A 22317-nucleotide genomic window follows, 5' to 3' on the forward strand; every position below is an offset into this window, starting at 1 on the left:
CTTCCATCATGGCCAAAACACGCAAGACCGGTCGCCCCAGTGCGGCGCGCAGGCGCATTCTTGCTGCCCTGCTGCTGATCGTGCTGATCGCCGCCGGCGCTGCCTGGTGGAAAGCGCGCACATGGCTGCCCGATCGGCAGGACTACCCCGTGCAGGGCGTGTGGCTGAGCGACGATATCGGCCCTGTCGACTGGCGGCTGCTGCGCGCGGCGGGGGCAGACTTCGCCTACCTTACCGCGAGCGAGGGCACCTCGACCCGCGATACCGCCTTTGCCGCCGGGCTCAAGGCAGCGCGTGAACGCGGAATGCAGGTCGGCGCGGTCCACGTCTATGACCTGTGCGCGCCTGCCGATGCTCAGGCCGCCAATTTCGTCACGATCGTCCCGCGCGACAAGGACCTGCTGCCGCCGGCAATCCGGCTCGACATCGATTCGCGCACCTGTCCGCAGGTTCCCGGCGAGGCGCAGATGCAGAGCGAGCTGACCACGTTCCTCAACCAGGTCGAAAAGCACGCGGAAAAGCCGGTTATCCTGATGGTGTCCTCCTCGCTCGAAAAGGAGTACCACCTCGCCGCCCGGATCGACCGCAACATCTGGCTGGAGCAGGATTTCCTCGCCCCCACCTATGCCGGTCGGCCCTGGGTCCTGTGGACTGCGAGCAAGCGCTTGCGGCTGAATGCGGCCACTGCGCCGCTGCATTGGGTGGTGGTGCAACCATGAGTGATTCCCTGATTGCCGAAGCGCGCGAAAGCCTTATCGCTGCAGCGCGCCGTGCGATGGACACGGCCTATGCGCCATACTCCGGCTTCCATGTCGGTGCCGCGCTGCTGTTCGACGATGGTGCGATCGTGACCGGCGCCAACTTTGAGAACGCCAGCTACGGCCTCTCGCTCTGCGCCGAGACCGTTGCCGCGTCGATTGCAGCACACGCCGGACGCCGCGGTGGATTGCTCGCGGTGGCGGTGCTGGGCGGCATGGGCGGAGCGGTCGAGGCTGCAATCAGCCCCTGCGGCCGCTGCCGGCAGGTGATCAACGAACTGGCGGCACTGGGTGGTACCGATCCGCTGGTATTGTGCGTGGGCGAGCATGAAACCGTGGAAATGCGGCTCTCGGTGCTCTTGCCCAACGCCTTCGGCCCCGCCAATCTCGCCTGAAGCACGCGCGCCTGAACTTTCTGGGGACCTCAATTGGCCATTCTTTCCGACAAGTGGATCCGCGACAAGGCGCTGAACGAAGGCATGATCGAGCCGTTCGTCGAGAACCAGCGCCGTGATGGCTGCATCAGCTATGGCCTCTCGTCCTACGGCTATGACGCCCGCGTCGCGCCGGAATTCAAGATCTTCACCAATGTCGATTCCGCAGTGGTGGACCCCAAGAACTTCGACGGCGCCAGCCTGGTCGACCGCGAGACCGATGTCTGCGTGATCCCGCCCAATTCCTTCGCGCTGGCCCGCACCGTCGAATACTTCCGCGTGCCCCGCGACGTGCTGGTGATCTGCCTTGGCAAGAGCACCTATGCCCGCTGCGGCATCATCGTGAACGTCACCCCGCTGGAACCCGGCTGGGAAGGCCACGTCACGCTCGAATTCTCGAACACCACGCCGCTCCCCGCCAAGATCTACGCCAACGAGGGCGCCTGCCAGTTCCTGTTCCTGCACGGCAACGAACCGTGCGAAGTCAGCTACGCAGACCGCGCGGGCAAATACATGGGCCAGCGCGGGGTGACGCTGCCGAGGCTGTAGGAGCAGCTTAACCCCTCGCTTAAATCCGGTTGCAATCGTCACCGAACTCGCCAAGCTTGATCGCCATAAGCACAACAGGCGGAGAGGCTGATGGAAAAGTCGGATAGGCCCTATGATATCGTCGTCTACGGGGCGACGGGATTCACCGGGCGACTGGTCGCAGAATATCTGGCGCGGCATTACGGGCAGGAAGGTCCGCGCTGGGCGATGGCCGGGCGCTCGGCTGCGAAGCTGGCCGAGATCCGCGCCCTGATCGACGCGCCCAAGAACACCCCGCTGATCGTTGCCGACGCCGCCGATCCGGCCAGCCTCAAAGCCATGGTCGAACAGGCCAGGGTCGTGATTACCACCGTTGGCCCGTACCAGCTCTACGGCGAACCGCTGCTCGCGGCCTGCATCGCGGCGGGCACCGACTATGCCGACTTGTGCGGCGAGCCGGTGTGGATGCGCCAGATGATCGACAAGTACGGCGAGGAAGCAAAGCGCACCGGCGCGCGCATCTGCTTCTCCAGCGGGTTCGATTCGATTCCGTTCGATCTGGGCGTGCTGATGCTGCAGAAGGAAGCGGTGGCGCGGTTCGGCCGCCCTGCCCCGCGCGTCAAGGGACGCGTGCGCGGCATGAAGGGTGGCGCTTCGGGCGGCACTGCGGCGAGCCTCAAGGCGACGCTTGCGGCGCTGGGCAAGGATCCGTCGCTGATCCCGCTGATGCAGAGCAGCTTCTGCCTTACCCCCGGATTCGAAGGTCCAGCCCAGCCTGCGGGCGACAAGGTCCAGCACGATGATGCGCTGGATTCTTGGGAAACCCCGTTCATCATGGCGGCGATCAACACCAAGAACGTTCACCGCACCAACGCCCTGCTCGGCCATGTGTGGGGCTCAGACTTTGTCTATGACGAGATGGTGCTTACCGGGCCAGGCGATCAGGGCAAGGCCATTGCCGAGCACATGGCCAAGACCCCGATGATCGGCCGTCCCGACGATCCGCAGCCCGGCGAAGGCCCTTCGAAGGAAGAGCGCGAGACCGGTTTCTATGATGTGCTGTTCCAGGGGCAGATGCCCGATGGCCAGACCATCCGCTATGGCGTGAAAGGCCGCTACGATCCCGGTTATGGCTCGACCAGCCGCATGATTGCCGAAACCGGCATCGCCCTGCTTTCAGCCAAGGCTCCCGGCATGGTCGGCACGCCCGGTGCGATCCTTGGCGAAGCCCTTGTCGAGCGCCTGCGCACCCATGCCGAGATCAGCTTCGCGGCGGAGTAGCGCAAAACATGCAAGGCCCGCCTGCCGCTTCCGAGAAGATCTGCGGCAGGCGGGCTTCATGCTGCAACAGCCTCTGATCCGGCTGTCAGGCCGCTTCGGCGTAGGCCTCCGCCTCGGCGGCGATCAGGATATCGGCGAGCATCCAGTAGGCTTCGCCCCAGGCGGCCAGAACTTCATCTGTAGCGACGTCCGCGCCCAGAACGTCGCGAATAGCCGGTAGCAGCGCCTCGGCCACATAGGGGTAGTGCTCCGCCTTCACCCCCGTTTCGACATGGCGCTTCACCATGCGGGTGACGGCCGGTCCGAGGGCCTCGAGCTTGTCGATGTTCTTCGAATAGGCAAGGATCGCTGCGGCCAGACGGCGCGGCTGCTCACCGCTTTCCTGTGCGGCGGCGTCAAACATGTCCTTCACGTCTTCGTTCAGGAACAGGCGCTTGTACATCGCCGTGGTAATATCGACGCCATGCTTCTCGATCACCGGCGCAGTCGCCTTGACGATGGTCTTTGCATGTTCGGAAGCAGTGCGCATCAGGTATCTCCAATCAGGTATTAAATATACCGGTATTTAATTTGCTTGATTCCGGCAAGAGCAAAAACGATCTTTGCGTAATGCAACTTACCCAGCACACCGACTTCGGCCTGCGCCTGCTGATCGTGCTTGCACGCAAGGGCACGGCCATCGGCCTGCCCGCCTTCTCGGCCGAACAGGGCCTGAGCTATCACCATGTCGCAAAGGTGGCGCAGGGTCTGGTGCAGGCGGGCCTTGCGGTGTCGCAACGCGGGCGTAGCGGGGGTATCGCGCTGGCCCGCCCCGCGTCGGAAATCACGGTCGGCGAGGTCGTGCGGAAGATGGAAAAAAGCATGCGCCTTGCCGATTGCGCGACATGCGCCTTGCGCGGCAATTGCGCCCTGAGCGGCGTTCTGGCCGAGGCGCTCGAAGCCTTTCTCGCCGTGCTTGATCGCTACACCCTGGCCGATGTCTCGCGCGAGGGCGTTCCTGCTTTCGCGCCCTGGACTGCCATGCCCAGCAGCCCGTCTTGCGCGGTTACTGCCCCTTCCTGAGCGCTGCGACGCAGGCCGCACGATCGACATCGCGCCCGTCGCCACGCCGCGCATCGACATAAGTCGCGGTCGGCTTTCCGCCATTGGCCGGCGGATAGAGATAGACGTCGAGAATGCAGGCGGTGCCCGACCATTGCATCTTGCGGGCATCGTCCTCGATCACGTCGAGCCGCGGTGTGCCGAAGGTACGCCCCAATTGCAGCGCGTCCGATCCGATCACGCTTTCAAGGCCCGGAATCATCTGCACTTGCGCTGCCGGCTTGCCGACCGGGCCGGGGCGCGGAACCGTCGTGCGCACGGGCGGCTGCGTCGCGGAGCGGACAACCGGTGTCTTGCCGCCGGACGGGATCACGCCACCACCGCACGCGGCGAGCATCAACGACAGGGCGGGCACGAGAGTAAGGCTGCGCAGGTTCACACTCCGGGGGATGCCCTGCACGCCCTGCCCGGTCAATGCCGCGCCTGCACGGCATGGCGCGTTCCTCTGGCACCCTGCCGCTTGCTGCAGCGCCACCAAGCGGCTAGGCCAGCGCGCATTCCCCCTGTTCCACGGAGCTATACCGAATGTCCGACCCGGTTTTTGACGTCATCGCCATCGGCAACGCGATCGTCGATGTCATGGCGCCCTGCGAGGATGCGGACATCGAACGCCTTGGTCTTGCCAAGGGCGGCATGACCCTGATCGATACCGCCCGTGCGAAGGAACTTTACGATGCGATGGGACCGGCGCGGGAAATCTCGGGCGGCTCTGCTGCCAACACTCTCGCCGGCCTTGCCGCGCTGGGTGCAAAGTGCGCCTTCATCGGCCAGGTCGCGGACGATCAGCTTGGCGAGGTTTTCGCCCACGACATCCGCGCCGGCGGCATCGATTTCCAGACACCCACCCGCTCGGACGAAGAGCCGACCGCGCGCTGCCTGATCTTTGTCTCGCCCTGCGGCCAGCGCACGATGAACACCTTCCTTGGTGCCTCGCAGTTCCTGCCCGCCGAAGCGCTGGACGATGCCCAGATCGCGTCGGCCAGCGTGCTCTATCTTGAAGGCTACCTGTGGGACCCGGAAGAGCCGCGCAAGGCAATGCGCCGCGCCATCGCCGCCGCCCGCAGCGCCGGACGCAAGGTTGCCTTCACGCTGTCCGATGCCTTCGTGATCTCGCGTCATGGCGACGACTTCCGCGCGCTGATCGATGACGGCCAGATCGACATCCTCTTCGCCAATGAGCACGAACTGGCCGCGCTGACCGGCGTCGAGGATTTCCATGCCGGCATCGAACAGCTCGCCGCGAAAGTCCCGACCGTTGTCGTGACCCGCAGCGAAAAGGGTGCCCATGCCATCAGCAACGGTGAACACGCGCACGTCCCGGCCGAACCGATCGAGAAGGTGGTCGATACGACCGGTGCCGGTGACCTCTTCGCCGCCGGCTTCCTGTTCGGCTACGTGCGCAACAAGCCGCTGGCCGAAAGCCTGACGCTGGGTGCGATCTGCGCTGCCGAAGTGATCTCGCACTACGGCGCGAGGCCGGAAGCCAACCTTGGCGAACTCGTCGCCAGCCGGCTGGGCTGAGCGCCTTACCCGCCACGTTCCTGGCAATCCTGGGTCTCATCCAAAACGTTTCGTCGCAGACTTCACTCTGCCAATCCGCACAATCGGGTCGGAAGAGGGTGCATTCATGCACCAGAAAGTTTCGCCGCAACACCGGGTGAGGTTCCCAGGTGCCAAGGAGCAATCATCCATGACTTTTCGTTCGATGCGCACTGCGCGCTTCGCCATGCTGACCGCCGTTGCCGCTGCCGCGTCCGCCGCTGCAATCGCGCAAGACCCCGCCAACCCGGCAGCCAATCCCAACATCATCGTCGAGGGTGAACAGCTTCCCGACATGAGCGCCATCGAGAAAGGCCCCGAGGTCAAGGGCATCATCACCGCGCGCAAGGGCGACAAGATGAAGGTCACCGCCGCTGACGGAACCAGCACGGTCATCTTCCTCAACGACAGCACCACGGTGAAGGCCAGCACCGGCCTGTTCGGCTCCAAGAAGCTGGACCTGACCAACCTGCTCAATGGCCTGCCCGTCTCGGTCAAGACCGTGAAGGCTGGCGAGGTGCTGCTGGCCAACCAGATCACCTTCAAGAACGGCGATTTCAAGACCGCCAGCATGATCCGCAACGGCACCGCCCAGGGCTTTGCCGAGCAGACCGCCGCCACGCAGGGCCTGCGCAACCGGATGGGCGATATCGACAACTACAACGTCAAGGGTACGACCAACGTCTACTTCGACACCGGCAAGGCGGCACTCACGCCCCAGGCCAAGGCGGAGCTGTGCCAGGCGGCCTCGACAGCGGAAGGCATAGACAATGCCCTGCTGCTCGTCGTGGGCTACACCGATTCGGTCGGCAGCGAGGAATACAACCAGACGCTGAGCGAGAAGCGCGCCGGCAGCGTGATCAACTTCCTGCAGCAGCAGTGCCGCTGGAAGCCCTACCGCATGCTGACGCCGACCGGCATGGCCGAGGCCGATCCGGCCGCCGACAATTCGACGCCCGAAGGCAAGGCGCAGAACCGTCGCGTTGCGGTGAACGTGCTGGTCAGCAAGGCGGTCGACGGCTTCTGATCGCAAGGGCAAGGGACAGCACAAGCGGTGCTGTCCCTTGCCGAATGCCGTTCAGGAACATTCTCCTGCCGGAGCGACCGGCACGGTGACGATTACCGAAAGCCCTCCGCCATCGGTCTTCGAGAAACCGAGGGCACCTCCAAAGCGCTGCAACAGGCGATGCGCGGTGGGAATGCCCAGTCCGAACCCGGCAGTGTCACGCCCACGCGCCTCGTCGATGCGATAGAATGGCGCAAGAATCTGCTCGAACTGGTCCTCCGGAATGCCCGGCCCGCGATCGGCGATCACGATTTCCCACTGACCCTCTGCCGATGTACGGCCGCAAATGTAGGCATGGCCGCCATGCTGGATCGCGTTCTCGATCAACGGGCGCAGCGCCATGAGCAAGGGCTCGCGCCAGGTACAGACCACGGCCTGGCCCGGACCGAGATCGATAGAAGCCTTTCCGAAGAAACTTCCCTCGACCAGATCCGCGAGTGCAAGCCCGAGGTCCATCTGCGAGGCCGGTGGTGCCACGTGCTGCGCACGAAGGTAGTGCTGGAGCGACATCAGCATCGCTTCCATCTCGGTCGTGGCGTCGCGGACAAGTCCCGAGATCTCCTCGTCGTCGATCAGGTCGGCGGCGATGGTCACGCGTGACAGCGGGGTGCGCAGATCATGGCTGATAGCTTCGAACGACCGCGCCTGATCGCGCAGCATGGCCGAAATGCGATCCTGCATCGCGTTCATCGACCGTGCGAGGCTGCGCAGGTCATCCGGCCCGCTTTCGCTTACGGGCACCACCAGGCCCTTGCCGATAGCATCTGCGGCATCGGTCAATTCACGCAAGGGCCGCGTAATGATTCGCAGCGACCAGAGCGCCAGCGCAAATCCAACCACGGCCGTAATCAGCGTAAGCACCGTGGCGCGCAGGGCGATCGGCCAGCCCGACGTCACGTCGAGCGAGCGGAAGTTGAGCCAGTGACCATCCGAAAGCCGCATCGCGCCAACGAGATTGCCGTAGCCGAACCGGGATGGTTCGAGACCGAGCGTCAGCTGATTGCGCTCCAACCCCGGTTCCCAGCGCAGGATGTAGCGGCGGATCTGGTCAACCGCTTCGTCGTCGCGGCCGGTTATCGAACGCGGGGCGCTGGCCAGCTCGACTTCGAGATGGCTGGTGCTCATTGTCCGAGCTACTGCGTCGGGCGAGAGGTCGTGGAGCCGGTTGCTGACCACAAGCAGTTCGGCCACCCGTCGGGCATGATCCTCGCGCAATGTTTCCTTGTCGATCACATTGTAGAAGGCGAGGCTCGCGACAGCCTGCACGGCTGCCAAGAGCAACAAAAGCGTGGCCGCCCTTACGGCGAGGCGCGAAAGGTTCGGCCTGTGCCCCAGATGCGAGCGCAGCCACCCAGCCTGGCCAAGGACACGGCCCCGCCTTGCCGCCGGCACTCCGGCATTCCGGCCACTGGGCGCAGCCTGCGGCACTCGGGACATCGACCTCTCCATGTCTGTCACGCTGTCACCACCAGCAGCGCCGGTCAATCATCCCGTCATATGGGACACGATTTGTGACAGAAGGCTGAATTACGAAGAAATTCAGTACTTTTGCCTGCTTGAAGGCGCCTTTGCTGGCCCGGGGTCCCTCAAGGCCAGCACCTTGCACACGCGTGTATCGCAACCTGTGCGCTTGGCCGCTTTCCAAGCGACGGAAGCGGCCCTATTCCCCCGGCGATGTCCGAAACGCCCAATCATGGCTGGCCGCAGGAAATGCGCGCGATGCTCAGGCTCGCGGCGCCACTGGTTGGCGCGAACCTGCTGCAGATGGCCGTATTTGCCGTCGACGTGGTCTTCGTGGCGCGCCTTGGCCCTGAAGCACTTGCCGCATCATCTTTGTCGGTAGCACTTTTCGGGCTGCTGATATGGAGCATGACCGGTCTGGTCGGTGCTGCTTCGCCGCTGATCGCAGCCGAACTCGGCCGCCGGTCCCATGCAGTGCGCGAGGTGCGCCGGACAGTTCGCATGGCCGGTTGGGCAGGCCTGTGCGCGGCGTTTGTCGCGATGGGCGTATGCCTGCTCGGCGGCCCGTTGATGAAGCTTACCGGCCAGGATCCGGGCGTGGTCGCCCGCGCGGTGCCGTTCCTGCAAGTCCTGATGCTGGCATCGATCCCGGCGGTTCTTGCCGCGCTGTTGCGCACCGTTGTCGCAACGCTGGGCAAGCCGGGGATCGGCACCGCCATCACCGGAATGGCGGTGGCGGTCAACGCACTGGGCAACTGGGTGTTCGTGTTCGGCCATTTCGGCGCGCCGGAACTGGGCCTGGTCGGGTCAGCCATATCGAGCGTCGTCACCAGCATCGCCATGCTGATCGCCTTCATGCTGGTAATACGATTTGACCGCCGCCTGCACCGCTACCGGTTGCTCGGTCGCTGGTGGAAGCCCGAATGGAAGCGCTTTGCCGACGTATTGCGGATCGGCCTGCCGATCTGCGGGACGATCATCGCCGAAGCCGGCATGTTCAACGGCGCGGCCTTTGCGATGGGCAGGATCGGCGAGACCGAGCTTGCGGCGCATACGGTGGCCCTGCAATTCGCAGCGATTGCCTTCCAGGTGCCGTTCGGCGTGGGGCAAGCCGCCACCATCCGGGTCGGCCTTGCCTATGGCGCGCGCGACAATGCCGCGATCGCGCTGGCGGGCAAGGTTGCGACCCAGCTCGGCATCGGTTTCATGGTCCTGTCTGCCGGTGCGATGCTGGCCTTCCCCTACCAGCTCCTGCATCTCTATATCGACCCTGCAGCCCCCGAAAACGCGCGAATGGTCGTACTGGCAATGCAGTACATGGTCGTCGCGGCAGCCTTCCAGCTGTTCGACGGGGCGCAGGCGGTTGGCGCGAGCATGCTGCGCGGCCTGCAGGATACGCGCGTACCCATGCTCATTGCGATCTTCGGCTACTGGGTGCCCGGCGTCGGCACCGCGCTCTGGCTGGGCCTGTTCACCCCGTTTGGCGGACTTGGCGTATGGATCGGCCTGCTGGTTGGGCTGGTCTTCGTCGCTGCACTGCTGCACTGGCGCTGGAGCCGTCGCGCCACTCTCGGCCTCCTGCCCGCCTGAGGCCACGGCCTGCCGCAACGTTCATTTGCGCGAAAAGATTCTGCGTCAGACCCATTGACGCCCCTTCCGCAGGCACCCATATGCCGCCCGCTGGCACTCTCAACCCGAGAGTGCCAAGGCACATTTTTTAACTTGGAAGAGGGAGCAACCCATGACTTTCCGTCCGCTGCACGATCGCGTGCTCGTACGCCGCGTCGAAGCCGAGGAAAAGACTGCCGGCGGGATCATCATCCCCGACAGCGCCAAGGAAAAGCCCGCTGAAGGCGAAATCGTCGCCACCGGCACCGGCGCCCGCGCCGAGAACGGCACGATCACCCCGCTCGACGTCAAGGTCGGCGACCGCGTGCTGTTCGGCAAGTGGTCCGGCACCGAAGTCAAGGTTTCGGGCGAAGACCTGCTGATCATGAAGGAATCGGACATCCTGGGCGTGATCGGCTGAGCCGAGACCCGGATTTCCTGAACCAACCCAAGACATTCAAAGGAAACTGAAATGGCTGCCAAGGACGTACGCTTTTCGCGCGACGCTCGTGAACGCATTCTGCGCGGCGTCGACATCCTCGCCGACGCTGTAAAGGTCACGCTGGGCCCCAAGGGCCGCAACGTCGTGATCGACAAGAGCTTCGGCGCGCCCCGCATCACCAAGGACGGTGTTTCGGTCGCCAAGGAAATCGAACTCAAGGACAAGTTCGAGAACATGGGCGCCCAGATGCTGCGCGAAGTGGCCTCGAAGGCCAACGACGCAGCCGGTGACGGCACCACCACCGCGACCGTTCTCGCCCAGGCGATCGTTCGCGAAGGCATGACTGCGGTTGCTGCCGGCATGAACCCGATGGATCTCAAGCGCGGCATCGATATCGCCGTCGGCAAGGTCGTCGAGAACCTCAAGTCGCGCTCGACCCCGGTTGCCGGTTCGTCGGAAATCGCCCAGGTCGGCATCATCTCGGCCAACGGCGACGTGGAAGTGGGTGAGAAGATCGCCCAGGCCATGGAAAAGGTCGGCAAGGAAGGCGTGATCACCGTGGAAGAGGCCAAGGGCCTCGAATTCGAACTCGATGTCGTCGAAGGCATGCAGTTCGACCGCGGCTACCTCTCGCCCTACTTCATCACCAACCCGGAAAAGATGACGGTCGAACTCGAGAACCCGTACATCCTGATCCACGAGAAGAAGCTGTCGTCGCTGCAGGCGATGCTGCCGATCCTCGAAGCGGTTGTGCAGTCGGGCCGTCCGCTGCTGATCATCGCCGAAGACATCGAAGGCGAAGCGCTGGCGACCCTCGTCGTCAACAAGCTGCGCGGTGGCCTCAAGATCGCTGCCGTCAAGGCTCCGGGCTTCGGTGACCGCCGCAAGGCCATGCTGGGCGACATCGCCACGCTGACCGCCGGCGAAATGATCTCCGAAGACCTCGGCATCAAGCTGGAGAGCGTCACGCTCGCCATGCTCGGCCAGGCCAAGAAGGTCACCATCGACAAGGACAACACCACGATCGTCGACGGCGCAGGTTCCGCCGAAGAGATCAAGGCCCGCGTCGAGCAGATCCGTGCGCAGATCGAAGTCACCACTTCGGACTACGACCGCGAGAAGCTGCAGGAGCGGCTGGCCAAGCTTGCTGGCGGCGTTGCCGTCATCAAGGTCGGCGGTGCGACCGAAGTCGAAGTGAAGGAGCGCAAGGATCGCGTCGACGACGCTCTCCACGCTACCCGCGCTGCGGTTGAGGAAGGCATCGTTTCGGGCGGCGGTACCGCGCTGCTCTACGCAACCAAGGCTCTCGACGGCCTCAAGGGCGCCAACGACGACCAGACCAAGGGCATCGACATCGTGCGTCGCGCGATCCAGGCCCCGATCCGTCAGATCGCTGCAAACGCAGGTCATGACGGTGCTGTCGTTGCCGGCAACCTGCTGCGCGAGAATGACGAGAACCAGGGCTTCAACGCCGCGACCGACACCTATGAGAACCTCAAGGCTGCCGGCGTGATCGACCCGACCAAGGTCGTGCGCACTGCCCTGCAGGACGCTGCCTCGGTCTCGGGCCTGCTGATCACCACCGAAGCGGCGATCAGCGAGAAGCCGGACGACAAGCCCGCGATGCCGCCGATGGGCGGTGGCATGGGCGGCATGGGCGGCATGGACTTCTAAGTCCAAGCAGCACACGCTGACAGGAAAACGGGCCGGGGGAGCAATCCTCCGGCCCTTTTTCTGTCTTGCCGGGAACAACCGCCGACAAGCGGATTTGTGTATGCGATGAACCGTGCCTGGCCCGCAGCAAGCTTATGGTGCCGCTCTTGAGCAGCGATCACCACAGCTTGATGATGGTTGCAGCGGCACACGACGGTGCGATCTACCGGACGCTGTTCGAGAACATGGATGATGGCTTCTGCGTCATCCGCTTTCTCGATGGGCCGCATGGACCGCTTTCCGACTATCTCCATGTCCTCGCCAACCCCGCGTACGAACGCCACACCAGCATCGCCAACGTCGTCGGGCAATACCTGCGCGAAATGGTCCCGGACGAAGCCGACGACTGGATCGCCTTTTACGGGAAGGTCTTGCGCACCGGGGAACCCCTGAGCTTTCGCAATGAGCTGGTGGCAACGGGCCGCCATCTCGAAGTGTCCTCGTTCCGCATAGGCAGCTTCGAAGATCGCCTCGTCGCGGTGCTGTTCAAGGACGTGACCGACCGTGTCCGGGCCGAAGGCGCACTGCAACAGTTGAACGAAACGCTGGAACTGCGCGTGAAGCAGGCACTGGAAGAGCGTGAGGCGGTAGAACTCGCGCTGCGGCAGGCACAGAAGATGGAAGCCGTAGGGCAGTTGACCGGCGGCCTTGCACACGATTTCAACAACCTCCTGGCGGGCATCACCGGCGCGTTCGAACTGATCGCCCGTCGTATCGAGAAAGGCCGCGCCGACGAGGTTCCGCGCTATGTGGAAGCGGGTCTGGCTGCAGCACAGCGGGCCGCGGCCCTGACCCATCGCTTGCTTGCGTTCTCACGCCGACAGACTCTCGCCCCCAAGCCGACCGACATGAACGCGCTGATGGCCGATTTCATCGAACTTGTGCGTCGCACCATGGGGCCCGATATCGCGGTGGAAACCTGCGGAGATGTGCAACTCTGGCCCGCGATGGTTGACACAAACCAGCTTGAAAACGCCGTTCTCAACCTGTGCATCAATGCCCGCGACGCCATGACCGGGGGCGGACGGCTCGTCATTTCCACGAAGAACGTCACGCTTGACGAGGACGGGGCGCTGGCCCGGGGCCTGACACCCGGCGATTATGCCACGATCAGCGTTGCCGATGACGGTGCCGGCATCGCCGATCATGACATCGAACGTGTCTTCGAACCGTTTTTCACCACCAAGCCGACGGGCCGCGGCACGGGCCTTGGCCTGTCGATGGTTTACGGCTTTGCGCGGCAGAGCAACGGCCTCGTGCGTATTCGATCCCGCCTTGGTGAAGGCACGCTCGTGCGGATTTACCTGCCGCGATACCAGGGCACGGTGGAGGCCGCGCACCAGACCTCACCGCATCACCAGATGCTTTCGCTGCCTGATGCCATGGTGCTCGTCGTCGACGACGAACCGACGGTGCGCATGATGATGGTGGACGCCCTCGGCCTCGTTGGCATCCGCTGTCTCGAAGCCAGTGACGGTGCAACGGCCATCGAACAGCTCGATCGCTTCCCGGATATTGACCTGCTGGTGACCGATGTCGGACTTCCCGGTGGTATCAACGGGCGGCAGGTCGCCGACGAGGCGCGGCGCCGCCGTCCTGATCTCGCGGTATTGTTCGTCACCGGCTATGCCGACCGCATCAACCTGCTCGAAGATCCCGAGGCTGCCGATATCGACGTGCTGACCAAGCCGTTCGGGATCGAGGACCTTCAGAACCGCGTTGCAACGCTGCTCGGCGCTGCAAAGGTCAGCCCTGCGCCCTGACCCGCTCGAACAGGTCCACCATCACGCCGTCGCCTAAATCGTGCTCGTCGTAACGGAGGTATCCCAGGCGCTCGGCCAGCTTAACTGAGGAGGCATTACCGCGCTCGATCATGCAGCACGTCCGCGGCAACATGTGGACCGTGTCGATCCAGCGCAGCACTTCTGCCATGGCTTCGGCAGCGTAGCCCCTGCCCCAATAAGGTTTGGCCACGATCCATCCGGCTTCGGCAACGTCGTCCATTCCCTTGCCGAACCCGCGCATCGAATGGAACACGCCAAGCTGCCCGACGAACTCTCCGGTGCTGCGTTCGAACGCCATCAGGGTGCCGTAACCGTAGAAGAACCACGATCCCCCGCCCCGCAAGGCGCGCGAAAACATGTCGGTCACAGGATCGGCTGCTCTTGGCCCGAGAAAGCGACAGACATCGGGATCGGCGACAAGGTCGCGCAGCAGATGATGATCGTCCCGACCGGGGGTCCGCAGCAGCAGCCTTTCGGTCTCAAGCACGAGGGCGGATGGGAGCAATCGGTCTTGCGTCACAACGCGAGGTCTATGGCATGCAGGGTCAGCCCGACAAGCCCGCCAACCAGCGTGCCGTTGATCCGGATGAACTGCAGGTCGCGGCCGACGGCGCCCTCGATACGGTCGGTCACCGTGCGCGCGTCCCAGCGCTTCACGGTTTCCGAAACCAGCCTGACGATTTGCCCGCCATAGCGCGTGGCAATGCCGACGAGCGTGCGCCGGGCAAACCGGTTGACCATGCGCTGCAGGCGAGGATCGCGCTGCAGGGCCCCACCGAGTTCTGCAAGGCTTGCCCCGAACTGCCCGCCAAGGGCACCGTGGGGGTTGCGTACGGTCTGCAGAAGGCGCGTGCGACCCCGCTCCCACAGCCCGTCGAGCCAACGCGCGAAGGCCGGATTGTCGAGCACTTCACGCTTCATCTGCTCGACCTTCGCCTGCATCCCGGCATCGTGCAGCAAGTCGTGCGCCAGGTTCTGCAGGCCTTCCTCGATCTTGCGACGCAAGGGATGGTCGGGAACGACCAGCGTTTCCGCAAGCAGCTTGTAGAGGCCATCGAGGATGCCGTTTGCAAGCTTCTCGTCGAGCCCGGTCCAACGCAGCACGCCGTTGGCGCGCTCATGGATCGTAGCGTGGATCAGCGGCTCGTTCGCCTCGATCGTCTCGGCCGCCTTGCGGATCAGGCTCTCGATCACCGGCATGTGCCGGCCATCGGCAATAGCTGCGCCGAGCAGCTGTCCCAGCAAGGGCGCCAGATCCAGCTTTTCGAGCTGCCGGCGCAAGGCACCTTTGGCAATGCCGCCCAGTTCGTCCGGGTCGAGGGATTCGAGCACGTCGGCCAACAGGCCCGCTGCGCCATCCCGAAGACGGCTTTCACCGCCGCGGGGGTCTGCCAGAAATGCGCCGGCCGCAGCTGCAGCGTTCACCGCACCCATGCGCCGGGCGACGACTTGCGGGGTGAGGAAGTTCGTCTGCAGGAACGTCGCCATCGTGTCGGCGATGCGATCCTTGTTCTCGGGAATGATGGCCGTGTGCGGAATCGGCAGGCCAAGCGGGTGCCGGAACAGCGCCGTCACGGCAAACCAGTCTGCCAAACCGCCCACCATGGCTGCTTCTGCAAAAGCGCGCACGAAGCCGATGGCCGGGTGCAGGTGCTCCTGACTGCGTGCAAAGGCGTAGATCACCGCCATCGCCAGCAGCAACAGCGTCGCCACAAGGCGCATGCGCCTTGCTCGGTCTGGCGCTGCGCCGCTCACCCACGCACCAGCCCCTCTCAGGCGGTGCACCCTGCTCCCGGCATCTCTTGCGACTGGCGCACCGGTCCGATCGGTTTGGTTGGCGATCACTCCGCCGGTAATGCCTCGTGCACGGGTTCGTTCCGGGGCTGGCCAGTCATGTCGTTGCGGGGATCATGCCCCAGCAGGTTGCGCGCCAGCCACGGCCCGAGCCGCTTTTCAACGCCATCGGCAAGGCTGAAACCAGCCGGCACGATAAGCAAGGTCAGGGCGGTCGAGAGCGTCAGGCCGCCGATGACGACGATACCCATCGGCGCACGCCAGCCGCTGTCGCCGCCAATCGCCAGCGACGTCGGGATCATGCCTGCGACCATCGCGACCGTGGTCATGATAATCGGCTGCGCACGCTTGTGGCCGGCTTCGACGATCGCTTCGAGCTTGTTCTTGCCGGTCGCCATTTCCTCGAGCGCGAAGTCGATCAGCAGGATCGAGTTCTTGGCGACGATGCCGAACAGCATCAGTATGCCGATGAACACCGGCAGCGAAAGCGCCTGCCCGACGGCCCAGATCGCCAGCAATCCGCCAAGCGGCGCGAGGAACAGCGACCCCATGTTGACCAGCGGCGAAATGAAGCGGTGATAGAGCAGCACCAGCACCGAAAAGACCAGCAGGATGCCCGATGCGACCGCAATCAGGAAGTTGGTGATCAGTTCGTTCTGGAACTTGTCCTCGCCCGCGGCCGTGTTGGAGACGCCCTGCGGCAGGTTCTTCATGATCGGCAGCTTCGCGATGGCGGCCATCGCATCGCCCTTGACCACGCCGGGAGGCAAGTCTGCCCCGACGAAGACACGGCGGCTCTGGTTATAGCGCTGGATCTGCGTAGGTCCTGAACCGAAGCCGATTTCCGCCACGCGCGAAAGCGGCACCGACCCGCCCGAGGCAGTGGGCACCGGAAGGTTTTCGATCGTCGACAGGTCGCGGCGCGATTCGACCGGCAGCTTGACGCGGATCGGAACCTGACGGTCTGACAGCGAGAACTTGGCGCTGTTCTGGTCGATCTCGCCCTGGGTTGCGATGCGGATGACCTGGCTGAGCGACTGCGTGGTCACGCCAAGGTCGGCAGCAAGGTCAAGGCGGGGACGGATGATCACTTCGGGCCTGCGCAAATCGGCACTGATGCGCGGTGCCACGACCAGCGAAAGCTGGCTCATCTGGTCAACCAGGGTCTGCGCGGTCTTCTGGAGAAGCTCGGGATCCGAGCCTGCCAGCATGATGCTGATCGGCCGACCCGAACCACCGCCCGGACCGCTTGGCCCCTGCGCCTGGAACGTCACGCGCGCGTCGGCGATCTTCTGCAGTTGCGGCGTGAGCTCGCGTTCGAAATCGAGGCTGGACCGCACGCGGTCCTTGCGCAGATTGACGTAGATGTTGCCACGCGCTTCGCGCACCGAGGCAAGCTGCGATTCCACTTCCTGCTGGCTGGCAAGCAGGCTGACGACCTGGCTCACCTTGCGCTCGCTCTGCTCGAGCGTCGTGCCGGGCACCATCTCGATGTTGACCGTGCTCGAGTCGCTGTCGGTATCGGGGAAGAACTGCGCGGGAATGACGGTGAACATGACCAGCGTCAGCAGCAGCGCCACAAAGCCGATGCCCATCATCCACACGCGATGATCGCGCAGCCGGGCGAGGAAACGGCGGCGCGGATGACGCGCGCGATAGGCCTTGGCCTTCGACGTATCCAGCGACCAGCCGAGGATTTTCATGTACTGATCCATCCAGCGCCCGCCGCCGTGCTCGGCCTCGCCATGCGCCTTGAGGAAGTAGGCGGCGATCATCGGCGTGATCATGCGCGCAACAAGCAGCGAGAACAGCACGGAGATTACGACCGTCAGGCCGAAGTTCTTGAAGAACTGGCCCGAAACCCCGGGCATCAAAGCAACCGGGAAGAACACCGCGACGATCGAGAACGTCGTGGCGACAACTGCCAGGCCGATCTCGTCGGCCGCGTCGATTGCCGCCTGATAGGCGGTCTTGCCCATGCGCATGTGTCGCACGATGTTCTCGATCTCGACGATGGCATCGTCGACCAGCACACCCGCCACGAGCCCGAGGGCAAGCAACGACATCTGGTTGAGCGTGAAGCCCATGAGATCGAGCACCCAGAAGGTGGGGATCGAGGACAGCGGAATGGCAATCGCCGACACGATGGTGGCGCGCCAATCACGCAGGAAGAAGAACACCACAATCACGGCCAGCACCGCGCCTTCGACCATCGCGTTCATCGAGGAACGGTACTGGTCCTTGGTGTAGGTGACCGAGGTGAACAGCAGTTCGAAGTGAATCTTGCCGCCCTGCTCCTTCTCGATCTTCGCCATTTCCTTGAGCGCGCCGTCATAGACCGACACGTCGGATTCGCCACGGGCGCGGGACATGGAGAAGGTCACGACGGCGCGGCCGTTGAACTTCGAGATCGAGGTCAGCTCGCTGTAGGAATCGCGAACGTCGGCAACATCGGACAGGCGCACCCGGCGGTTGCCGCCAAGGGTGATCTCGGTCTGGGAGAGGTCGTAGGCCGTCTTGGCGTTGCCGAGCACGCGGACCGACTGGCGCGATCCGGCGACTTCGGTGCGGCCACCGGCGGCATTGATGTTGACCTGCCGCAGCGCGGCGTTGACCTGGCTGGCCGTCACGCCAAGGGCGTTCATCTTGGCCGGATCGAGCGTGACCGCGATTTCACGGTTTACGCCGCCCGAGCGGCTCACTTCGGCCATTCCCGGAACAGTCAGCAACCGCTTGGCGATGGTGTCGTCGATGAACCACGAAAGCTGCTCGATGGTCATGTCGTCGGCGGCGACCGCGAAGTAGGCGATCGGGCTCGACGAGGTTTCGACCTTGAATACCTGCGGTTCGAGAATCCCTTCGGGCAGGTCGGACCGGATCTGGTCGACCTGGTTCTTGACCTCGTTGACCGCGGCGTTGATGTCCTGACCGATCTTGAACTGGACCTGGGTCTGGCTGCTACCCTCCGATGCGGTGGAGGTCAGGGTGTCGACGCCTGCGATCGAACGCACCGCGGATTCCACGCGCTGCGTGATCTGGTTCTCGATCTCGGTCGGTGCTGCGCCCGGCTGCGAGATCTGGACGATGACGACCGGGAATTCGATGTCGGGGTTGTCCTGCACCTTCATCTGCATGAAGGACACCAACCCCGCCAGCGTCAGCCCGAGGAACAGGACGATCGGTACGACCGGGTTGCGGATGCACCAGGACGAGATGTTCTGGAAATTCATGCCCTGGCCCTACTTCGCGAGAACCGGCTGAACCTTGTCGCCGGGGTTGAGGAAGCCGCCAGCCCGCAGCACGATGCGTTCACGCCCGGACAATCCTTCGACCACGGCAATGCCCTTGGCGCTGACCTCGCCGGTCCGGACAGGCCGACGTTCAACCTTGTTGTCCTGGCCGACGACATAGACGAACGAGCCCTTCTCATCGCTGAGAATTGCCGATTCCGGCAGCAGCGGAGCGTTGATCGTGCCCGAACGCAGGGTTGCGGTGGCAAATCCACCGGGACGCAGCGCACGATCGAAATTGAGCGCGATGCGGGCAACGCCTTCACGCGTCGTCTGGTTGATGGTCGGCGAAACCTGCCAGACCTGCCCGGTGAAAGTGCGCGACGACCCGACCGGCACAACCTGCGCGGCGGAACCCACGGAAAGCTTGGCAAGATCGGCTTCGGACAGGCGCGCTTGCATCTCCATCTCGCCATCCCGCGCCATCGAGAACAGGACGCCGGTGCCGGGGCTGACGATCTGCCCCGGTTCGGCGGCGCGCGTGAGCACGAGACCTGCTGCCGGAGCGACGATGTTGAGGCGCGCAGCCCGTGCCCCCAGTTCACCAAGGCTGGCGCGGGCAACGCGCACGCGCGCAACCGCGGCATCGCGGGTGGCGGTCAGCCGATCGACATCGGCCTTCGAGATGAAGCCGCGTTCAACGAGCTTGAGTGCACGATCAAGGTTGGCCTGTGCCAGACGGGCATCCGCCGCGGCGACTTCGACGTTCGCTGCCTGGCTGGCGATCTGCTGCGTCTGCACGGCACGGTCGATCACCGCAAGGGTCTGTCCGGCCTGGACCCAGTCTCCGGCATCGACGAGGACGCGGACAACTTGCCCACCCTCGCCTGCCACGCCAACCGGCATTTCGCGGCGCGCGGCGATCGTGCCGCTGGCAGTGATCTCGGCGGCAATGGTGGTCACGCCGGGCACAACGACCGAAACGACCTGCGCCTGCTGCTTGGCGGCGCCTTCCGGTTCATCCGAGCCCCTGTGCATCAGGAACCATGCGCCCACCAGGAGGACCAGCACCACGATGGCAATGATCCAGTTGCGGCGGGGGAATCGGCCATCCGGCCCCGAACCGTCACCGTCATCGCCACCCAGACCTGCGATGGCACCACCATCGCTGCCGCGGTCGCCCGAACGATGCGCAGGACTGGAGCCGTTTCCGGCACCGGTACGGCCACCATCGCCTGCGCCATCGAGCGCCATTGCCTGCCCCGGATTGATGGTCGATTCGTAGTTCATGATCATCACCGCCAACGTCCCATTGCGGGCGAGGTCGGGCCCCTTGCTGCTCGAGTAGGTGTGTTACATCGATAGTGCACTTGCCGCAATCATGCGGCCCTGCCCTTCTGGCAGGACGGTGAAGGGCAATAGACCCGCTTCCGACAAGGCGCAATTCCGTCTCGACGAAGGACTTATGCCGTTTTGGAAAGCGTGTCTTTCTTGCACCTGTAACTTTTTGTATCGGTCAGCCCGCCCAATTGCAGCAGGTTCTAAGGTCCATAAAGAACAACGGCCGCTCCCCTAAGGAAGCGGCCGCTGTGAATGGCGCTGGCTAGTGGATCAGTACTTGAGCTGCCGCTCGTAAAGATCGCGGTAGTGCTGGATGCGGGTCACGCGCAGTCCCTGCATGCCGGAACGGTCGACCGCTCGCTGCCACGATGCGAATTCCTCGAGCGTAAGGCTGTAACGCTCGCAGACCTCGTCGATCGTCAGCAGGCCACCATTGACGGCAGCCACGACTTCGGCCTTGCGGCGAACGACCCAGCGCGTGGTTGTCGGCGGCGGCAGGCTGTCGAGCGTCAGAGGCTCACCAAGAGGGCCGATGACCTGAGCCGGGCGGATTTTCTGGTTCTCGATCATGTTAATCTCGTGGTTCAGCGCGATGCGGCCATGCCCCTGGTCGCGTCGCTGGGTACGTGCCGCCTGATGTGGCCAGATCGGATTTGCCATTCACTGAAGAGGTAGGGTTAACGCGCCGGTTACCCTCCTCCACAACGGTCGAAACGCCCGGAAAACCGGATGTAATGAGCCGTGCGGCAGCACCGTGGAAGCTGCCGGTCGCAGCCGCCGCATCACTGTCGCCGCCTGCTTCGAGCACGCGGCGCAGATCCTGTGCAGCGACGATGCGTGCACACAGGCCGTGCCAGGTCATGGGCCGAAGCCCGCTGACCGGATCTGCCGTGACGAACGCGCCGGGATCGTTGAAGGTCATGTCCATTGCCAGGACCTTCTAGGGGCGAGATGGCTAAGGTACGGTAAATAGCCACTTCAACTTTTGTTTAGGCTCCAGCCATCGCCCGGTCGATTGCGTCAGGCGCAGGAGGGAGCGCTGGGCGAAAGCGCGGCCTTTGCGCTGCGAGGCAGTTGCGCCTAAGGCGGCCGGCATGGCTTCCCTTGCGACTCTGCCCAACCTTTTCGACTTGCCCTCGCCACTTTCGGCGCGCCGCATCGTCGTTGCCATGTCCGGCGGCGTCGACAGTTCGGTCGTCGCAGGTCTGGCCGCGCGCACTGGTGCCGAGGTCATCGGCGTGACGCTGCAACTTTACGATTACGGCGCTGCCACTGGCCGCAAGGGCGCTTGTTGCGCTGGCGACGATATCCGTGATGCCCGTACCGTCGCGGACCGTCTCGGCATAGCCCACTACGTGTTCGATCACGAATCGAGCTTCCGCGAGGACGTGGTCGAGCGCTTTGCCGACGATTACCTGCAGGGCCGCACGCCGATCCCCTGCGTCCGTTGCAACATGGGGCCAAAGTTCACCGATCTGCTGGCGATGGCGCGCGAACTTGGCGCAGATTGCCTTGCCACCGGGCACTACGTCCGCCGCGTCATGGGCCCGTCCGGTGCCGAATTGCACCGCGCGCTCGATCCCGCGCGCGACCAGTCCTACTTCCTGTACGGCACCACCGAAGCCCAGCTCGATTTCCTGCGCTTTCCGCTGGGCGGGCTGCCGAAGACGCAAACCCGCGCCATCGCCGAGGAAATGGGCCTGGCCGTTGCTGCCAAGCCCGACAGCCAGGACATCTGCTTCGTTCCGGATGGCGATTACGCCAAGATCGTGCGGGCAGTCCGGCCAGAAGGCGATGCGCCCGGCGATATCGTCGATGCCCGCACCGGGGTCGTGCTGGGGCAGCACCGCGGCATCATCCATTACACCGTGGGCCAGCGCCGTGGGCTGGAGATCGGGGGCCAGCCCGAACCGCTCTATGTGATCGGGCTTGATGCGGCCGCGCGCCGGGTGCTTGTGGGACCGCGGCCAATGCTGGCGGTGGGGCAGGCTGTCATCACCGAGACGAATCGCATCGGCCCGCTACCCGGTGGTCCGCTCATGGCAAAGGTGCGGTCGCTGGCAAAGCCCGTGCCGGTCGAGCTGGATGGCTCCTTGGGCGACGGTGGCACCGCCACGCTGCGCTTCCTGCAGCCGGAGTATGGCGTTGCGCCGGGACAGGCGGCAGTGCTCTACGCTGGCGAAAGAGTGGTTGGCGGGGGATGGATCGATTCTACCCGGCGCTGGGAAGACTGATTC

The 22317-nt window shown here is 64.3% G+C and carries 21 protein-coding genes; 12 read left to right on the forward strand and 9 right to left on the reverse strand.

What is annotated here, in order from left to right:
* Positions 1-8 precede the first annotated feature (8 nt).
* The 4 genes from B9A23_RS14045 to B9A23_RS14060 all read left to right on the forward strand — a co-directional run bounded on the left by B9A23_RS14045 (position 9) and on the right by B9A23_RS14060 (position 3001).
* Positions 9-719: a glycoside hydrolase family 25 protein gene (locus B9A23_RS14045; protein ID WP_084279710.1), complete on the forward strand. Its 711-nt coding sequence runs from the start codon at positions 9-11 to the stop codon at positions 717-719.
* Positions 716-1153: a cytidine deaminase gene (locus B9A23_RS14050; RefSeq protein WP_084279711.1), complete on the forward strand. Its 438-nt coding sequence runs from the start codon at positions 716-718 to the stop codon at positions 1151-1153. The genes B9A23_RS14045 and B9A23_RS14050 overlap by 4 nt, the downstream gene beginning before the upstream one ends.
* A gap of 33 nt (positions 1154-1186) precedes the next feature.
* Positions 1187-1741 carry a dCTP deaminase gene (gene dcd / locus B9A23_RS14055; protein WP_084279712.1) on the forward strand — a complete coding sequence of 185 codons (555 nt, stop codon included), beginning with the start codon at positions 1187-1189 and terminating at the stop codon, positions 1739-1741.
* 90 nt (positions 1742-1831) lie between these two features.
* Positions 1832-3001 (forward strand): saccharopine dehydrogenase family protein, encoded by a 1170-nt coding sequence (locus B9A23_RS14060; RefSeq protein ID WP_084279713.1) that lies wholly within the window; start codon positions 1832-1834, stop codon positions 2999-3001.
* An 85-nt stretch (positions 3002-3086) separates the two neighbouring features.
* Here the strand turns inward: B9A23_RS14060 and B9A23_RS14065 are convergent, their stop codons facing one another.
* A complete protein-coding gene (locus B9A23_RS14065; protein WP_084279714.1) occupies positions 3087-3530 on the reverse strand; it encodes a globin domain-containing protein in 444 nt (147 codons plus the stop codon).
* An 80-nt stretch (positions 3531-3610) separates the two neighbouring features.
* On the opposite strand from B9A23_RS14065, the gene B9A23_RS14070 reads away from it, so the two are divergent.
* Positions 3611-4063 (forward strand): RrF2 family transcriptional regulator, encoded by a 453-nt coding sequence (locus B9A23_RS14070; protein ID WP_084279715.1) that lies wholly within the window; start codon positions 3611-3613, stop codon positions 4061-4063.
* Here B9A23_RS14070 and B9A23_RS14075 read toward each other — a convergent pair.
* Entirely contained in the window at positions 4047-4481 is a 435-nt protein-coding gene (locus tag B9A23_RS14075) for a hypothetical protein (protein ID WP_254895120.1), read from the reverse strand. The genes B9A23_RS14070 and B9A23_RS14075 overlap by 17 nt on opposite strands.
* Before the next feature lie 146 nt (positions 4482-4627).
* Between B9A23_RS14075 and B9A23_RS14080 the strand changes: the two genes are divergently transcribed.
* Together B9A23_RS14080 and B9A23_RS14085 are read left to right on the forward strand one after the other, a co-directional pair.
* Entirely contained in the window at positions 4628-5623 is a 996-nt protein-coding gene (locus tag B9A23_RS14080; protein WP_084279716.1) for an adenosine kinase, read from the forward strand.
* Positions 5624-5792: 169 nt separating this feature from the next.
* Positions 5793-6668, forward strand: a complete 876-nt coding sequence (locus B9A23_RS14085; RefSeq protein WP_254895121.1) for an OmpA family protein — start codon at positions 5793-5795, stop codon at positions 6666-6668.
* Between the two features lie 51 nt (positions 6669-6719).
* On the opposite strand, the gene B9A23_RS14090 is transcribed toward B9A23_RS14085, so the two are convergent.
* A complete protein-coding gene (locus B9A23_RS14090) occupies positions 6720-8144 on the reverse strand; it encodes a sensor histidine kinase (RefSeq protein WP_084279718.1) in 1425 nt (474 codons plus the stop codon).
* 237 nt (positions 8145-8381) lie between these two features.
* On the opposite strand from B9A23_RS14090, the gene B9A23_RS14095 reads away from it, so the two are divergent.
* The 4 genes from B9A23_RS14095 (at position 8382) to B9A23_RS14110 (ending at position 13694) form a co-directional block, all read left to right on the forward strand.
* Positions 8382-9758 (forward strand): MATE family efflux transporter, encoded by a 1377-nt coding sequence (locus B9A23_RS14095; RefSeq protein ID WP_084279719.1) that lies wholly within the window; start codon positions 8382-8384, stop codon positions 9756-9758.
* 151 nt (positions 9759-9909) lie between these two features.
* Positions 9910-10197 (forward strand): co-chaperone GroES, encoded by a 288-nt coding sequence (gene groES / locus B9A23_RS14100; protein ID WP_039337841.1) that lies wholly within the window; start codon positions 9910-9912, stop codon positions 10195-10197.
* Positions 10198-10248: 51 nt separating this feature from the next.
* Positions 10249-11892 carry a chaperonin GroEL gene (gene groL, locus B9A23_RS14105; RefSeq protein WP_084279720.1) on the forward strand — a complete coding sequence of 548 codons (1644 nt, stop codon included), beginning with the start codon at positions 10249-10251 and terminating at the stop codon, positions 11890-11892.
* A 146-nt stretch (positions 11893-12038) separates the two neighbouring features.
* Positions 12039-13694, forward strand: coding sequence for an ATP-binding protein (locus B9A23_RS14110; RefSeq protein WP_254895122.1), 1656 nt, complete (start codon positions 12039-12041; stop codon positions 13692-13694).
* Here the strand turns inward: B9A23_RS14110 and B9A23_RS14115 are convergent.
* The 6 genes from B9A23_RS14115 to B9A23_RS14140 all read right to left on the reverse strand — a co-directional run bounded on the left by B9A23_RS14115 (position 13678) and on the right by B9A23_RS14140 (position 21002).
* Positions 13678-14202: a GNAT family N-acetyltransferase gene (locus tag B9A23_RS14115; protein ID WP_176217998.1), complete on the reverse strand. Its 525-nt coding sequence runs from the start codon at positions 14200-14202 to the stop codon at positions 13678-13680. The two genes, B9A23_RS14110 and B9A23_RS14115, sit on opposite strands and share 17 nt — an antisense overlap.
* Positions 14203-14231: 29 nt before the next feature.
* Positions 14232-15437, reverse strand: a complete 1206-nt coding sequence (locus B9A23_RS14120) for a DUF445 domain-containing protein (protein ID WP_084279722.1) — start codon at positions 15435-15437, stop codon at positions 14232-14234.
* Positions 15438-15556: 119 nt separating this feature from the next.
* Positions 15557-18739 (reverse strand): efflux RND transporter permease subunit, encoded by a 3183-nt coding sequence (locus tag B9A23_RS14125; RefSeq protein WP_084279723.1) that lies wholly within the window; start codon positions 18737-18739, stop codon positions 15557-15559.
* Positions 18740-18748: 9 nt separating this feature from the next.
* Positions 18749-20029 (reverse strand): efflux RND transporter periplasmic adaptor subunit, encoded by a 1281-nt coding sequence (locus B9A23_RS14130; protein ID WP_254895123.1) that lies wholly within the window; start codon positions 20027-20029, stop codon positions 18749-18751.
* 321 nt (positions 20030-20350) lie between these two features.
* Positions 20351-20650 carry a CtrA inhibitor SciP gene (locus B9A23_RS14135; protein ID WP_084279724.1) on the reverse strand — a complete coding sequence of 100 codons (300 nt, stop codon included), beginning with the start codon at positions 20648-20650 and terminating at the stop codon, positions 20351-20353.
* Position 20651: 1 nt separating this feature from the next.
* On the reverse strand, positions 20652-21002 hold the full coding sequence (locus tag B9A23_RS14140) for a hypothetical protein (RefSeq protein WP_139797478.1): 351 nt from the start codon (positions 21000-21002) through the stop codon (positions 20652-20654).
* A 172-nt stretch (positions 21003-21174) separates the two neighbouring features.
* Here B9A23_RS14140 and mnmA point away from each other — a divergent pair, with 172 nt between their 5' ends.
* Entirely contained in the window at positions 21175-22314 is a 1140-nt protein-coding gene (gene mnmA / locus B9A23_RS14145) for a tRNA 2-thiouridine(34) synthase MnmA (RefSeq protein WP_084279726.1), read from the forward strand.
* Positions 22315-22317: the final 3 nt, after the last annotated feature.

The organism is Novosphingobium sp. B1 (assembly GCF_900176395.1).
GTDB lineage: Bacteria > Pseudomonadota > Alphaproteobacteria > Sphingomonadales > Sphingomonadaceae > Novosphingobium.